General features: G+C 55.4%; 13 protein-coding genes. 2 read left to right on the forward strand and 11 right to left on the reverse strand.

The genetic code is table 11. The features are described 5' to 3' along the window. Position 1: 1 nt before the first annotated feature. From B1757_RS02055 to leuS, 10 genes are all read right to left on the reverse strand, one after another. A complete protein-coding gene (locus B1757_RS02055; RefSeq protein WP_143484188.1) occupies positions 2–523 on the reverse strand; it encodes a hypothetical protein in 522 nt (173 codons plus the stop codon). Next, positions 523–2,034: a sensor histidine kinase gene (locus tag B1757_RS02060; protein WP_101536724.1), complete on the reverse strand. Its 1,512-nt coding sequence runs from the start codon at positions 2,032–2,034 to the stop codon at positions 523–525. Before B1757_RS02060 ends, B1757_RS02055 begins: the two co-directional genes overlap by 1 nt. Positions 2,035–2,170: 136 nt before the next feature. Beyond that, positions 2,171–3,850: a DNA repair protein RecN gene (recN, locus tag B1757_RS02065; protein WP_101536725.1), complete on the reverse strand. Its 1,680-nt coding sequence runs from the start codon at positions 3,848–3,850 to the stop codon at positions 2,171–2,173. After that, a complete protein-coding gene (locus tag B1757_RS02070) occupies positions 3,851–4,738 on the reverse strand; it encodes an NAD(+)/NADH kinase (protein WP_101536726.1) in 888 nt (295 codons plus the stop codon). It abuts the gene before it with no gap. A 94-nt stretch (positions 4,739–4,832) separates the two neighbouring features. Next, a complete protein-coding gene (locus tag B1757_RS02075) occupies positions 4,833–5,561 on the reverse strand; it encodes a type III pantothenate kinase (protein ID WP_101536727.1) in 729 nt (242 codons plus the stop codon). A 10-nt stretch (positions 5,562–5,571) separates the two neighbouring features. Continuing rightward, positions 5,572–6,555, reverse strand: a complete 984-nt coding sequence (locus B1757_RS02080; RefSeq protein WP_172437559.1) for a biotin--[acetyl-CoA-carboxylase] ligase — start codon at positions 6,553–6,555, stop codon at positions 5,572–5,574. After that, on the reverse strand, positions 6,536–7,792 hold the full coding sequence (locus B1757_RS02085) for a glutamate-5-semialdehyde dehydrogenase (protein ID WP_101536729.1): 1,257 nt from the start codon (positions 7,790–7,792) through the stop codon (positions 6,536–6,538). Before B1757_RS02085 ends, B1757_RS02080 begins: the two co-directional genes overlap by 20 nt. Before the next feature lie 88 nt (positions 7,793–7,880). Further along, complete coding sequence (gene holA / locus B1757_RS02090; protein ID WP_101536730.1) at positions 7,881–8,912, reverse strand: DNA polymerase III subunit delta; 1,032 nt, start codon at positions 8,910–8,912, stop codon at positions 7,881–7,883. A 2-nt stretch (positions 8,913–8,914) separates the two neighbouring features. After that, positions 8,915–9,433: an LPS-assembly lipoprotein LptE gene (locus tag B1757_RS02095; protein ID WP_101536731.1), complete on the reverse strand. Its 519-nt coding sequence runs from the start codon at positions 9,431–9,433 to the stop codon at positions 8,915–8,917. Next, positions 9,430–11,895: a leucine--tRNA ligase gene (leuS, locus tag B1757_RS02100; RefSeq protein ID WP_101536732.1), complete on the reverse strand. Its 2,466-nt coding sequence runs from the start codon at positions 11,893–11,895 to the stop codon at positions 9,430–9,432. Before leuS ends, B1757_RS02095 begins: the two co-directional genes overlap by 4 nt. A 176-nt stretch (positions 11,896–12,071) precedes the next feature. Between leuS and B1757_RS02105 the strand changes: the two genes are divergently transcribed. Next, positions 12,072–12,875: a DNA-formamidopyrimidine glycosylase family protein gene (locus B1757_RS02105; RefSeq protein ID WP_101536733.1), complete on the forward strand. Its 804-nt coding sequence runs from the start codon at positions 12,072–12,074 to the stop codon at positions 12,873–12,875. Between the two features lie 75 nt (positions 12,876–12,950). Here the strand turns inward: B1757_RS02105 and B1757_RS02110 are convergent, their stop codons facing one another. Then, on the reverse strand, positions 12,951–13,418 hold the full coding sequence (locus B1757_RS02110) for a rhodanese-like domain-containing protein (protein WP_253253657.1): 468 nt from the start codon (positions 13,416–13,418) through the stop codon (positions 12,951–12,953). A 322-nt stretch (positions 13,419–13,740) separates the two neighbouring features. Between B1757_RS02110 and B1757_RS02115 the strand changes: the two genes are divergently transcribed. Next, complete coding sequence (locus B1757_RS02115; RefSeq protein ID WP_101536734.1) at positions 13,741–14,505, forward strand: EAL domain-containing protein; 765 nt, start codon at positions 13,741–13,743, stop codon at positions 14,503–14,505. The last annotated feature ends 298 nt before the right edge of the window (positions 14,506–14,803 follow it).

Below are 14,803 nucleotides of genomic sequence, written 5' to 3' on the forward strand. Positions count from 1 at the left end.
CTCAAGGCACCCGGTGGTCAGGCGTTTTCAGCGTTTTTTCCGCATGGTGCTGGAGCAGACTTTCCAGTTGGTGCAAACGTGTTTCAGCAGTATGCGCCTCTTTCAGGGCTGTTTGGGTTTGCAACTGGCTTTGTTGAAGGCGAGACTTATATTGCTGCAGCAGAATCTGGTTTTCCAGAAGTGCGCGGACAACACGCCGCAAAGAGCGGGTCTGGAGAGCTAGTTTCTGATTTTGAGCTGCCAGATCCAGTTCCCGATCCGCATTATCCAAAGTGGTTTTGTTGAGAGAGCTGCTGTTCAAATAACTGTTTGCCAGGGCGAGATGAATATGGGTGCAGGCCAGTGAATTGGCTATTCCGCAATGGTGAAGGGCGAGCAGCAGATCGGGTCTGGAGAGCGCGCTCAGGTCTATTTGCGGGGACTTGTGTGGTGGCGCTGGCGTTTGAATGGTAGCGCAGGCACTCAGGAACAATAGACTACTGAGTCCTGCCCACCAAGGAATAGAACGGTGATTTCGGTGCATCAGAGTTTGGCCTTCTGTGGAGATGACGGTAACCAGATTTCGGCCTGGAGGCCTCCCAGTGGACGATTCTGAATCCGGATCCACCCGTTCTGGGCGGCTACCAGTTCGCGGGTGATGGCTAACCCCAGTCCGGTTCCCCTGGGGAGACTGTTTCGGACCGGCACCTGATAAAAACGTTCAAATACTCTCCCCAGCAATTCTTCGGGAATGCCCGGGCCTTCATCTTCCACCCGGAACAACACTCCCTGCGCTTCGCTGCTGGCATGGACACTGATTTTTCCGCCGGCAGGACTATATTTATGGGCATTACTGACGAGGTTTCCGAGAATTTGCCGCAGACGTTGCGGGTCCGCATATACTTTCAGCGCGTCGTGACTGCTACTGCAGGAGAGAGCTTGTTGCTTTTTTTCAGTCAATGGCTGCAGGCGCTTGTGCAGGTCATCGAGAATTTCGGGCACAGATACCATTTGCGGTGAAAAATCCAGAGACTGTGCCTGCAGGGCGTGCATATCGAGCATTTCCTGGATGGCCGCGTATAATTCCTTGACCTGTCGCACGACAATTTCGAGGACTTCGCGCTGTCGTGGCAGCAGGGGACCAATACGTTCGCTGAGTAGCAGTTCACTGCCGGAGCGGGCAGAGGCCAGAGGGGTTTTCAGCTCATGGGAAACCTGGCTGAGAAATTCATGGCGCAGGCGTTCTTCTTCGCGCAGCCGAGACTGCATGCTTTCGATGCTGCGGGCAAGATCCCGTAATTCCTGGGGGCCATCACTGGCCACATGGGTAAACTTGCCGGCACCGATGTCTTCCAGAGCCAGACGAAAGTCCCGAAGTGGGCGTGTTAGTGCGGTGGCCACCCGCCAGGGAATCAATAAGCTGAGCAGTGCAGTCATCGCCACCAGAGCATAGAGCAGTTCAACGGCCTGGGTGCGTGCGGTTTCCGCTGCGTTTCCCTGCAGCAGAAGCAAATGCTGCATGGCCAGATGCACCTGTTGAAAACTACTCTCCACTAATGTTTTGCTCTTGGCGATCTGGGTGGTTGCCGGATCTTTGGGGTCAGCAGTTGTCTGGGCCGTCTGAGCGTAATTGCTTAAACTGTTTTGTAGTTGTTCCAGTGCGCTGGTCAGGGCCGGAAATGCTGCCGCACTGGTCTGAATGGTCCGCAAGCTGGCTTGTTCGCGGGCAATGAGCCGGGTAAAGGTTTTTTTATAGCCGGCATGGGGAAGTATTCGCGCCAGATCCTGATAAAATTCGGCTTGGCGCTGTTGCCCATGCATTTCCAGTAATTGTTTTTGTAGCGGTAGTCCGACGGTAACCAGGGTATTGCTGCTGTCACCCAAGGTATGGATAGCCTTGACAGCGACCAACACGACGCCTACGACCAGGAGAAGGATGAGAATGGCAAAAAGCAGCACCCGTCGGGGAATCGAAATGGTTTTATCTGGCGCTTTGCTCCGGGAATCCAAATGGTCCCTTTCTGTCCCGAAATTTTCCATGTAGTCCGCTGCCATTCACTCCGCCCTGTAACACCCTGACACTTTTCGCCACCGCTTGTCTCGCAGTGTATGCGACCCTGGTATTCTGGCCTAGTGTAGAAGATTGGCTACAGAGTTGAGTTGGAGCACAGCGCCCGACTGTGTCTGGGCATCAGTCTTCTACATTGGCCAACAGTGTCGCCGCTGCTTCGTGTACAGCGGCATTGAGATCAATACCGCCCAGCATGCGGGCAACTTCCAGCTGACGCTCGCTCTCTGGCAGGCGCTGGATATTGCTGAGGGTCTGTCCATCGATAATCTGTTTTTCGATATGCAGGTGCTGGTGGCCCTGGGCCGCGACCTGGGCCAGATGGGTGACACAGAGGACCTGCTGCCGGGTGCCGAGGCGACGCAGCAGGCGACCTACCCGTTCGGCCACCGCTCCGCCAATACCCACGTCCACTTCATCAAAAATCAGGGTATCCATGCGCTCGGGTGCTGCGAGAATGACCTGCAAGGCCAGGCTGATGCGCGACAGTTCCCCCCCGGAAGCCACTTTAGCCAAGGGTTGGGGCGGATGCCCGGGATTGGCGGTAATCCAGATTTCGGCCTGATCCCAGCCATGACTTCGCCAGATTTTTTCATCTTCGGGATGACTCTGCAGACGTAATTCCACTTCGGCGTGGGGCATCCCCAGTTGCCGGATCTGCTCGGCCACTGCTGCTGCCAGAGCCTGCTGTTGGGCTTGCCGGGCTGTGCTGAGTGCGCAACTGTGCGCGATATAAGCGGTTTTGGCCTGCAGCAGCGCCTCTTCGGCACTGCGCAGCTGACTCTCCAAGTCTTCGCTGCCCTGTAGTTCCTGGCGCAGGGTGTTGCGTTTGTCGATCAGACCTGCCAGATCGCAATGATACTTGCGCTGCAGATCCTGCAGTTGTTGCAGGCGGCGAGCAATGCTTTCCAGCCTTTCCGGATCCGCTTCCAGATCGGCGAGATAGGCGTGCAGGCTGGCGATACTTTCTTCGGTCTGAATCAGGGCGCCATTCAATAATTCGGCGTTTTCCTGCAAGTGCTGATCATGCTGGCTGGCCACGCTGAGATGCCGCTGGGCCTCTGCCAGTGCCCGGCTGGCCGGGCAGTCCTCACCTTCCAGGCGATCCAGGGCGGCATGCACATGTTCGCGCAGCTTTTCGAACGCGCCGAGCCGTTGCTCTTCACTGCGCAGGCTGTCCCATTCTTCTTCCTGCAGTGCTGCGGCTTCCAGCTCCTGCAATTGAAAGCGTTGCCAGTCGGCCTGCTCGTTCTGATGGGTTTGCTGCGTGCGCAAATCTTCACAGCGCCGGGCTTGTTGCCGCCACTGCTGATGGCTGTCGGCCACCTGATCGAGGATTTCTGTGGATCCGGCAAAGCGGTCCAGAAGCGCCAGTTGCCGGTCTGGATGGAGCAGTTTCTGGTGTTCATGTTGACCCAGCAACTCGATCAGATGTTCACCTAATTCCCGAAGCTGAGTGAGAGTGACGCTGCTACCGTTGATGAAGGCGCGGCTGCGACCATTGCGTTGGATGATCCGGCGTAGCACACAGATGCCCTCAGCGCTGTCCATATCCTGTTCACGCAACCAGTGGCGGGCTTCATGCTCAGGATCCAGAGCATATTCTGCACTGATTTCGGCCTGTTCGGCGCCGTGGCGGATACTGTCTGCGTGGCCTTTGTCACCGAGCAGCAGGGCGATGGCATCGACCAGCAGGGATTTACCCGCCCCGGTTTCTCCGGTCAGCACGGTCAGGCCGGGGTCCAGATCTATGCTGACGCTGTCAATCAGGGCAAAATTGCGCACCTGCAAACTGAGCAACATTCAATCTTCTCCCGGAGATTCGGCCCAGTGCAATTTTTCGCGGAGTATCTGGAAGAAGTTTTTTTCTTCGGGATGAATAAAGTGGGCCGTACAGGGGGCGCGGCGAATGAGAATCTCATCGCCCGCCGTCAGGGGGACGCTGTTATGACTGTCCAGGCTGAGTGCTGCAGGTTGACGGCAAGCCGTCAGACGCACCCGAATCTGTACGCTGTCAGCAACCACGAGGGGCCGTGCGGTAAGCGTGTGGGGACAGATGGGAACCAGCAACAAGGCTTCCAGGCCAGGGGACAGAATCGGTCCACCGGCAGACAGAGCGTAAGCCGTAGAACCGGTAGGGGTGGCGATGATGACGCCATCTGCGCGCTGGGTATACACAAAACGGCCATCCATGTGAACGCCCATTTCGATCATGCTTTCGCCACAGCCCTTGTGAATGAAAATTTCGTTGATGGCCAGGCCGCTGTGGATTTGTGAATGGTCACGCCATAATTCTGCATGCAATACCCGACGTTTATCCTGCAAGTAGTGACCTTCCAGAATGGGGGGTAGTGCTGTTTCCATCTGATCAATGGAAAGGTCTGCCAGAAAACCGAGACGACCCTGGTTGATCCCGAGAATGGCTACACCATTGCTGGCAGTATTTCTGGCGGTACCCAGGAGTGTCCCATCACCACCGATAGCGATGACCAGATCAGTTTCTGGCCGGGTTTCCGCAAAGGCTAAGCGCTGCAGACCCAGGTCGTCATTGATCTCATGGGAACATTGGGTTTCGATGAAAACTTCAAAGCCCAGGGATTGAATAAAGTCGCGCAATTTCCGTAACCCCGGTAGCACCGAAGGATCACGGTATTTGCTGACGAGCAGAACGCGCTGGAAGGGCTGAGTCATGGGAGTAGCCTACATGGGGGAGCGATAAACGCCAAGAGGAAAATGGAGATGCTGGTAGCGCATGGCTGCCAAGTGGCTGAACATTATTTTCGGGTCATGAAGAGCTTTGTAACCACCCATAAAATCCCCGCAGGAGCAGATCCGGTATATAGTGACTGCCGGGAATCCGGGCTTGCCATAGGGGCGCGTCCCCGCCAGTCAGCAAAACCTGTGCATCTGGAAACAAGCCCTGAAATTGCTGAATGGCACCCAGCAAGGCATCGGTAAACATATGCCATACGCCGGATTGGATCGCCGCAGCGGTGGTATTCCCCGTGTCGGCTACGGTCATGGGCAGCTCCAGGTCAGGCAGCAAAGCCGTACCCAGATAGAGGGCATGTATGCTCATCGTGATTCCCGGCAGGATTCTGCCACCCTGGAAGCGCCCATCAGCCCATAAATCAATAGTAATGGCGGTGCCCATGTCGATGACGATGCTGCTTTGCGTCGGGAAATCACGGGCTGTTGCCAGCAGACAGCAGCGCCGGTCAAAACCCAGACTCTCAGCGGGTACATAGCTGTTGGGAATACGCTGCTGGAATACGGCCAGCTCGGGCTCGCGCAGGCGACCAGGGGGTAATGTTTCTCGCCAGCGCTGCATGGCTTCGGGGACAACCCCACCCAGGGCAAAATCTTCATCTTCCAACAACGGTCGGGTTTGTTCCCACAGCTGTAAAATATGGGTTGGATGCAAGGCAGTGGCTACACTGATGCTTTGAAAGTGCAGTCCATCCTCGCTGTAAGCCAGCAGGGTTCGGGTGTTGCCCACGGCGATCAAGATCATGCTGACATCATCAAGAGGCGATCGGCCGCAAGCTGACTTCGCCAGCACTGAGCCAGACCGGAGCCTTGCCCGTTTCCTGAACGTGTAGACGCCCATCTGTGCCGATGCCTCTGACCAGAGCGGGATAATATCTATCGATATCACTGATCTGGACAATCTGACCCATCATGGGAGCAGCCGCATCATGCCAGAGGGGCAGAAAGGCTTGCAGGCCATCGCGGTCAAAGCGGGCAAAATCTGCCTGCCAGCGCTGCAGAATCTGACCCGCCAGTTGGCTGCGCGACAGGTGGACATGGAGTTGTGCCAGGCTCACGGCGCTATCCGGCAGGGAGGTGTCGTGGTGTACATTCAATCCCAGTCCCAGCACCAGCAGATTGGCCCCATGGGGTGGTGATGCACGGAACTTGGTTTCATGGGGCAGGGGTTGCTGGGTGAGGCGTCGGGTTTCCAGCAATATACCGCCCAGCTTGCGGTCCTTGACCCAAATATCATTGGGCCATTTGATCCAGAGCCCCTTGACGCTATTTTTCAGTACCTGAAATACGCCGAGGCCGGCGACCAGGGTCAGGGCGGGATTGATCCGAGTGTTTTGTGACCAGGCCATGCTCATGGCCAGGTGCAGGCCGAATGGCGAAGACCAGTGCCGGGCTCTGCGTCCCCGTCCGGCCCACTGGCTTTCCGCCAGACAAATACCCGGGTCGCCCGGGTTGTCGAGTAATTCCGTATTGGTCGACGCACAGGCTGGCAGAACCCGGATGCGGCTTTCGGGAATACCCGTACCATACGCAATTTCCGTAGCACTGAGAGGCGCGTGGGGATACTCCAGAGAGAGGCTATCACCAGACCGGCGCAGGGGAATACCCCAATAGCGGGCTTCCTGCAGCAGGGCGTGAGGTTCAGTCAGCGTGGCAGCAGCCACAGACGGACTATGACCCAGCTTCTCCAGCAGCTGTTGCAGTGCCGCAGTGGGGGCTTCAGGCGCGGATATGGCCATCTCCCAGAACAATCCATTTTTGCAGGGTCAGTCCTTCCAGGCCAACCGGGCCACGGACATGCAAGCGGTTGGTGGAAATGCCGATTTCCGCGCCCAGACCGTATTCAAAACCATCGGCGAAGCGGGTGGAGGCATTGACCATCACCGAGCTGGCATCGACTTCCCGCAGGAAACGGCGGGCATGAGTATAGTTTTCCGTCAGGATGGATTCAGTATGTTGCGAACCGTAGTGATTGATGTGGGCGATAGCCGCATCGAGATCGTCCACAATTTTGAGCGAAATGATAGGGGCTAAATATTCCGTGGCGTAGTCTTCCTCACTGGCGGCCACGGCGCCGGGCAGCATGGGCAGACTGCGCTCACAGGCGCGCACTTCAATGCCTTTTTCCTGCAGGGCCTGAACAATGGGCAGTAGCAAGTCATCCATGCGGCTTTGATGGATCAGCAGGCTTTCGGTCGTATTGCAGGTGCCCAGGCGTTGAGTTTTGGCGTTGACCACCACTTTCTGGGCTTTCCGGGCATCGGCTTCGGCATCTACATACACATGACAGTTACCATCCAGATGCATGATGACCGGTACGGTGGCATCGGATTTGATGCGGGATACCAGACTTTTCCCGCCGCGCGGAATGACTACGTCCACATGCTTATCCATGCTGATCAGCATGCCGACTGCCTCGCGATCAGCGGTATTGACGTACTGCACCAGATCCAGGGGTAAACCGGCCTTGCCCAGCGCTGCTCGCAGGCGCTCGGCAATGGCCATGTTACTGTGCAGGGACTCGGATCCGCCGCGCAGGATGACGGCGTTTCCCGACTTGACGCAAAGTCCGGCGGCATCTGCCGTAACATTGGGGCGGGACTCGTAAATCATGGCAATCACGCCCAGAGGGGCGCGCATGTGACCCACCTGGATACCGCTGGGCCGATAGCGCAAATCCGTGATCTCCCCCACCGGGTCAGGAAGTGCCGCAATCTCTTCAAGGCCCTGGGCCATTCCTTCGATGCGCGCATCGTCCAGGCGCAAACGATCAATAAAGGCGGAATCTTTACCGGCCTCCTCGGCGCTACGTAAATCCTTGCGGTTGGCGCGCTGCAAATTATCGGCATCGCGGCGCAAGAACTCCGCCATCAGGCGCAGGGCCTGGTCCTTGGCGGCGCTGTCTGCACTTTGCAGGCGACGTTGGGCTATGCGCGCCCGTTCACCGATTTTTTCCATTTCCTGGTGTAATTCCATGATTCATTCTCCTCTACGGTGTCCACTGTCTGGCGGACATGAGAACAGCGAAGATCCATTTCGGCGCTACTAGGTCGTAGCGTGGGGATCAGTTCGCGCGGATATTCTCTCTATTGTGCCGATCTGCGGCGCTTCCGGCAATTCGCAGGCATAAATCGGTTAATGCCGGCCAGATGGGCGTGGGATCCTGACCCTTGATGCGCGCGTCAATGTCGAGGCATTCGCGGATGCCGGCCAGCAGTGACGCGCCGCTCAAGCGCTTGGCCGCATGGCGCAACCAGGCCTGACGCGGGGGAAAAATCCGGTTCTGGCGAAAAAACTGTTCGGTGTTCATATGTCCACCGCGCAACTCAGCGAGAATGCGCAAGTCTTTGTGCAATGCCCAGAGGCAGAGGGCGGGTTCTCCGTCGCCACTGCGCAGACGGTCGATAATACGCAGAATCTGTGGCGCTTCGGCGCGGAGGCTGGCGTCAGCCAGATCATAAATCGTGAACTGGCTACTATCAGCCAGCACATGGCGAATGGCCCGGGCATCGATGGTCTGGCCGGGATGAATTTGTTGCAGACGCAAAATAGCCTGATGGCAGGCGCTGAGATTGCCGGCACCGAGGTCGGCCAGCAACTGGATGGCGTCGCGATCGGCGGAGATTTTTTGCAGGGCAAGGCGTTGCTCAATCCAGCGGATCCACTCTGCTCCTTCCGGGCGATACAACAACAGGGTCTGTCCCTGACTTTCCAGGGCCTTGAACCAGGCGGTTTTCTGGGTGTTGGCATCGGGGCGTGGACCACTGAGCACGAGCAGGGCGTCAGGGGCAGGCGAAGCCAGCCAGTATTGCAGGGCGCCGATCCCCTCCTTGGGGATTTTGGTGCTGTCCAGGCGCAGGAGCAGCAGCCGTGGTTCAGCAAATAGTGAGCCGGCATCCCGTTCATCCCGAAGGGCTTCCCAGGGTGCGGCGGAATGATTCAGGCGCTGGCGCTGGGCAAATCCCTGAACAGCCGCCGCCTCGCATAAAGCGTCTTCGGCCTCCTGCAGCAGGAGCGGCTCATCAGAAAACAGCCCGTAAACCGCCGCCAGCTTACCCTGTAGATGCGCCGACCACTGTCCCGGCTTGAGACGCATCTTCAGTCCCGGGGCTGGCGGACGGCCGGACTGTTCAGTACCCGCCGAAGGATCTGCCGGGCACCCTGATCCATCAATAAGCGTTCAACACGGATTTGTTGTTCATTGGTAGCCAGGGGGTTCCCGCTGTTATAACTGAAGCTGTTTTCCACCAGCAGGGATTGGGCAGGCAGCAGCACTTTTTTCTGCTGATTGATCACGTAGAATTGCGCATGCAGGGTATCCAGAAATTCTAGGGCCGCCCCGCTGCTGGGGCTGATGCTGATGATGCGCTGGGAGACATAGGCATTGTCAATCAGCAGGAGCGGGCCGTTGCTGCTGGCGATGTTACCGTTTTTTTGTAATTCCCGATGCACGACTTGAGCCAGAGCGCCGCCACTGGGGCCGATACCGGAAACACGCATGCCCTGCAGGCTGGGTGGAATGCTCGCTCCCGTCTGCAGATGAAACCCGCAACCCGCCAAGGCGAGAAAGAGCAGGCTGATGAGCCAGTAAGCCCAGCGCTGGTGCAGCCAGCTCATCCCAGCACCAGATTCACCAGACGGCCCGGCACCACGATGACCTTGCGCACGGTTTTTCCTTCCAGATGGCGCTGCATGGCGGGGCTGCTCAGTACGGCTTTTTCGATGCTGTCATTATCTGCCCCGACAGGAAAATCCATACGTTCCCGTAGCTTGCCGTTGACCTGGATGACCAGGGTCAGGGTATCCGATTGCAATGCTTCGGGGTCGGCTTCAGGCCAGCCAGTCTGGAGAAGAGGAATTTTCTGACCCAGAGCTTCCCAGAGTATTTCGGTCAGGTGAGGGGTAAAAGGCGAAAGCATCAGGACGATGGCGCGCAATCCCTCTCCCAGAACCGCGCGCAGGTCAGCGCTGGCCTCGGGAGTGATTTTCATGAGGCTGTTGCTCAGTTCCATGATGGCGGCAATGGCCACGTTGAAATGATACCGGCCTTCCATGTTGCGGCTGACCCGTTCGATGCACTGGTGCACCGCCCGGCGCAAATCTCTTGCCTCTGTCGACAATTCCGCTGGTATGGGCAGGGTAGCGGCCCCATATTCATGGACCAGGCGCCAGATGCGGCTGAGGAAACGATGGGCGCCCTCGACCGCTGCATCGGACCATTCCAGATGCTGTTCGGGAGGGGCCGCGAATAAAATGAAAAGACGCGCGGTATCCGCTCCATAGCGATCAATGAGTCCCTGGGGATCCACAGTATTGCCCTTGGACTTACTCATTTTGCTGCCGTCTTTCAAGACCATGCCCTGGGTGAGCAATTGCCGGAACGGTTCATCGTGGACCTTGTCGGCGGGCAGTAACCCCACATCCCGCAGCAGGCGATTAAAAAAACGGGCATAAAGCAAATGCAGCACGGCATGTTCGACGCCGCCCACGTATTGGTCCACCGGTAACCATTGGGCCGCCCGTTCATCGAGCATGTTTTGCGCATCCGGACAGGCAAAGCGGGCGTAATACCAGGAGCTTTCCACGAAAGTATCCATGGTGTCGGTTTCCCGGCGCGCCGGAGCTGCACAACGCGGGCAGGGTACATTCAGAAATTCCGGGTCATCCAGCAAGGGCGAACGGGGATCCTTGAGCTGATAATGGGTCGGCAAGCGCACCGGCAAGTCCTCTTCAGGAACCGGCACAACCCCGCAATGTTTGCAATGAATCATGGGGATGGGCGTTCCCCAGTAGCGTTGCCGGGAAATGCCCCAGTCGCGCAGGCGATAATTGACGGTTTTCTGCCCCAGTCCCTTTTCGCTGACCGCCTGGGTAATGCGGCTTTTGGCCTGTTCATTGTCCAGTCCATCAAATGGACCCGAATGTACCAGGATGCCTGCGCCAGTGTAGGCTTCCGTCATGGCATCAGCGGCTGGCACGGTGTTGTCTGCGGCAAGGACGACCTGAATCGGCAGATGATATTTGCGGGCAAACTCGAAGTCGCGTTGGTCATGGGCCGGGACGCTCATTACCGCGCCTTCGCCGTAACCCATCAACACAAAGTTGGCGGCCCAGACCGGCAGTTCAGCACCCGTTAAAGGATGTTGGACCTGGATGCCGAGGGGATGGCCTTCCTTCTCCTGGGTTTCGATGCTCGCTTCTGAAACTGAACCGTGACGGCAGCGTTCCAGAAATTCGGCCAGCTCCCTGTTTTGTTCCGCCGCCTGTACGGCGAGTGGATGTTCTGGCGCTACGGCCAGATAGGTCGCACCCATCAGGGTGTCGGGGCGGGTCGTAAAGACCTTGATGACACCTTCTCCGCTGCACAGGGGAAAATGGATTTCCGCGCCTTCGGAACGGCCAATCCAGTTGCGTTGCATGGTCAGCACCTGCTCCGGCCAGCCTCCCACCAGGGTATCCAGACCTTCCAATAATTCTTCAGCATAAGCGGTAATGCGCAGAAAATACTGCACAATTTCGCGCCGCTCGACGGGGGCCCCGGAGCGCCAGCCACATCCATCCACCACCTGTTCATTGGCGAGGACTGTCTGATCCACCGGGTCCCAGTTGACGGTACTGAGTTTCTGGTAAACCAGTCCTTTCTCCCAGAGCTTGATGAATAGCCACTGTTCCCAGCGGTAGTATTCGGGGGTGCAGGTGGCCAGCTCCCGTGACCAGTCATAGGCCAAGCCCAGGCGTTGAAGCTGACCACGCATGTGGGCGATGTTGTCCATGGTCCACTGGGCAGGCGCCAGGCCATTTTTCAGGGCGGCATTTTCCGCAGGCAAGCCAAAGGCGTCCCAACCCATGGGCTGGAGTACGTCTTTCCCGCGCATGCGTTGATAACGGGCAATGGCGTCGGCAATACTGTAATTGCGCACATGGCCCATGTGCAGTTGTCCCGAGGGATACGGGAACATGGCCAGGGCATAGAATTTGTCTTTGCCGGGTACGCCGGGGGCGCGGAAGGTCTGCTGATCTTGCCAGCGTTTTTGTACCGCAGGCTCAAGGTCCTGGGGAGAGTAGGCGGGAATATCCATGAATTCTGTCGTTCAGCCCGATTATGTTGAAGTGGCACAAAGGTTGCCACAGGCACCAGAGTGGCGCAATCTTCCGGGACGAAATGGGGGCTTTTGAGGCTTTGCCATTGGCGCGTGATGGTGCGCAGGTTAGACTAGCCCGCAACCTGAATTAAAAATCGAATATGGAGTAAAGCATGGCTGAATTGCCAGAACTGGAATTACTGAGACAAAAATTACGCCGCAATATCCTCAACAAGCGGGTGAATGTGTTGCAACTGCATAATGCCAAAGGCGAACTGCAGGCAGATGCGGCAGGCATCGAGGAAGCGGCTTTCAAAGGCAAGCCCATTACCGATTTGCATCGTTATGGTCAGTACCTGTTTCTGGAGTTGGCGCGCAGGGATATTCTCGCCATGCAACTCGGCGGCGAACTCAGTGTCGAGCTGGAGCGCGGGTCGGTGCAGGCTGAAAGTGAAGAGGAAGCCCGGGCAGTTCTGGAAATCCAGATCAATGGCCATCAGCGCTTGCGGCTGCATGGAACCCAGTTAGGCAATCGCCTGCGCATGCTCGATGAAAATAGTGATGTGGATTTTCTGACCAAGTTGGGTCCAGATCCCTTGATGGTTCAGGAAAAAGGGCTGGGGGTTTTGCGCGAAGCTCTTGCGCGGCGGCGTAGCGCCCTGCGCAATATTCTGCTGGATGACGCCTTTACTCCGGGTATCGGTGCCGTATGGGCTGACGAAATCCTCTATCAGGCGCGCCTGCGTCCTGATCGCACGGCTCCCAGTCTCAGTGACGAGGAGCGCGACCGCTTTCTGGAACAGATCCCGAAGGTCCTGGACCGGGCGGTGCGCTGTCAGGCCAAAACCAATTTACTCCCTAAAACTTTCCTCACCCGGCACCGGGAGGACAATCAATGTCCGGGATGCGGTGCGGCTCTGGAGACTTTGTCGGTGGGTGGTAAAAACGCTTTGTTTTGTCCTGTTTGCCAACACTGAATTACATTTTAATCAGAGCATTCGGGATATATATATTGGATGTATCCCTGTATACCGACAAATTCTTCGGGGCTTTTATTTGTGTTTCCAGGGCAAACCGCTGGCCTTCCAACCCTCCACTTTGCCACGCTGGCCCTGAGGGTCATGCTTTCCTTCAAAACCACCAAGAATGTTGTAGCAGTGTTGGTAACCCAGGTCGGCCAAGTGCTCGGCAGCTGCCAGCGAGCGCCCGCCGGTGCGGCAGAGCAGGAGCAGGAGATGGTCTGGTTTGGCTGTTTCCGTAATCTGTCGGTCAAAGTCTGGGTTGGCCGTCATACCGGGATAGTTTTGCCAGGGAATATGTTTGCTCCCTTCAATGAAGCCGACAAAGTCCAGTTCCGGGTGGGATCGCACGTCAATCAGCAGGGTATCAGGATGTTCGCGGAGCAAGGCGTGGGCTTCTTCCGGGGTGAGATCACCAGCATGGCGCTTGCCTGCGCTTTTGGCGCGTTCCTGGGCTTTTTTCAAAATTTCTGTGCTCGTCATGTTCGCTGTCATGGTCATTTTTGTCTCCTTGTATGGCCGTTTCTGGGGCTTGTCATTCAGCCATACTCGACTATATCACTACCTTGCGTTGGGAAGCAGCTCAGGATGGCCGTGCCAATATTTCAGATAGGGAGGAATGGTCTTCCTCGGATTTAAGGTGACGTACATTCCGTGATGCTTGAGAGGCAGGTTGATGCAAATTACTTGAATCCACTTGAAAACAAACCAACCGATTGGTATGTTAATAGGGTCACTATCAAAGTACAGGGATAAGTCTAGCGCCGGTCTTGGTTGGTGAAATCATTTCTGCCATGCTGGCTATGAAGAGGTAAATTCGGGTATGAAAAACAAGTTAGAAGTTAATGTTGCGTCGTGTAATCAATGTTCCGAGAATAATGGTCTTGATTTTGATTTTACGATGGCCTTCCAGCCAATCGTAAAATATTCTTCTAAAAACATATTTGGTTATGAAGCCTTGGTTCGTGGATTAAATGAAGAGTCTGCTTATTCTGTTATAGCTCAAGTAAATGAAAATAATGTATATCACTTTGATCAGCTCTGTCGGGTTAAAGCAATTGCTTTAGCAGCGAAGCTTGGTATCGATTCAATGCTGAGTATTAATTTTCTTCCAAACGCGGTTTATCGTCCTGAACTTTGCATACGAACAACGCTTGAGGCAGCTAAAGAGTGCAACTTTCCTGTTCATCAGATTATGTTTGAGTTTACCGAAGTTGAAAAGGTAAAGGATAATGATCACCTCAAAAATATTGTTGAATACTATAAACGGTCTGGTTTTTTCACGGCTATTGATGACTTTGGCGCCGGGTATTCCGGCTTGGGTTTGCTCGCTGGTTTCCAGACGAATCTAATTAAATTAGACATAGATTTAATTCGTAATATCCACAATGATCCCGTGCGTCAAGTAATTTTAAAAAATTGTTTGTCAATGTTTTCTGAGCTTAATATAACTCCCCTTGCAGAAGGGGTTGAGACCCGTGAGGAAATGCTTTTCTTATTTGGTATGGGTATTGACTTGATGCAAGGTTTTTATTTTGCAAAGCCAGGTTTTGAAATGTTGCCTAAGGTGAATTTTGATCTACTGTAACAATTAGCAATAAAATTCAAAGGGGTTGTGCTAATTGGATTTTCGATGATAAAGATATTGATCGTATTCGATAAATCTCCCAGATTTTTTTGGGTGATATAGCATATTCTAAAACTCGTAAAACTCAAATTTATTCTGACATTGGTATTGCTGTTAGATGAGCCAAGAAGATATCTTTCATTTGTCATATGTGTTCGCTTTTTAAAGAAAATGCTAGTGCTTAAAATGGATGACTATCTTCCCATGGTGATGGCCTTCACTGAGAAGAGAATATGCTTGTGTAAATGCAGATTCATGG

The sequence above is a fragment of the Acidithiobacillus marinus genome (assembly GCF_002847505.1).
GTDB classification, from domain to species: domain Bacteria; phylum Pseudomonadota; class Gammaproteobacteria; order Acidithiobacillales; family Acidithiobacillaceae; genus Acidithiobacillus; species Acidithiobacillus marinus.

Excerpts from the sequence above, each read along its gene's own strand:
- B1757_RS02055 (WP_143484188.1), bottom strand. The coding sequence starts at position 523 with ATGCACCGAAATCACCGTTCTATTCCTTGGTGGGCAGGACTCAGTAGT.
- B1757_RS02060 (WP_101536724.1), bottom strand. The coding sequence starts at position 2,034 with ATGGCAGCGGACTACATGGAAAATTTCGGGACAGAAAGGGACCATTTG.
- recN (WP_101536725.1), bottom strand. The coding sequence starts at position 3,850 with ATGTTGCTCAGTTTGCAGGTGCGCAATTTTGCCCTGATTGACAGCGTC.
- B1757_RS02070 (WP_101536726.1), bottom strand. The coding sequence starts at position 4,738 with ATGACTCAGCCCTTCCAGCGCGTTCTGCTCGTCAGCAAATACCGTGAT.
- B1757_RS02075 (WP_101536727.1), bottom strand. The coding sequence starts at position 5,561 with ATGATCTTGATCGCCGTGGGCAACACCCGAACCCTGCTGGCTTACAGC.
- B1757_RS02080 (WP_172437559.1), bottom strand. The coding sequence starts at position 6,555 with ATGGCCATATCCGCGCCTGAAGCCCCCACTGCGGCACTGCAACAGCTG.
- B1757_RS02085 (WP_101536729.1), bottom strand. The coding sequence starts at position 7,792 with ATGGAATTACACCAGGAAATGGAAAAAATCGGTGAACGGGCGCGCATA.
- holA (WP_101536730.1), bottom strand. The coding sequence starts at position 8,912 with ATGCGTCTCAAGCCGGGACAGTGGTCGGCGCATCTACAGGGTAAGCTG.
- B1757_RS02095 (WP_101536731.1), bottom strand. The coding sequence starts at position 9,433 with ATGAGCTGGCTGCACCAGCGCTGGGCTTACTGGCTCATCAGCCTGCTC.
- leuS (WP_101536732.1), bottom strand. The coding sequence starts at position 11,895 with ATGGATATTCCCGCCTACTCTCCCCAGGACCTTGAGCCTGCGGTACAA.
- B1757_RS02105 (WP_101536733.1), top strand. The coding sequence starts at position 12,072 with ATGGCTGAATTGCCAGAACTGGAATTACTGAGACAAAAATTACGCCGC.
- B1757_RS02110 (WP_253253657.1), bottom strand. The coding sequence starts at position 13,418 with ATGACCATGACAGCGAACATGACGAGCACAGAAATTTTGAAAAAAGCC.
- B1757_RS02115 (WP_101536734.1), top strand. The coding sequence starts at position 13,741 with ATGAAAAACAAGTTAGAAGTTAATGTTGCGTCGTGTAATCAATGTTCC.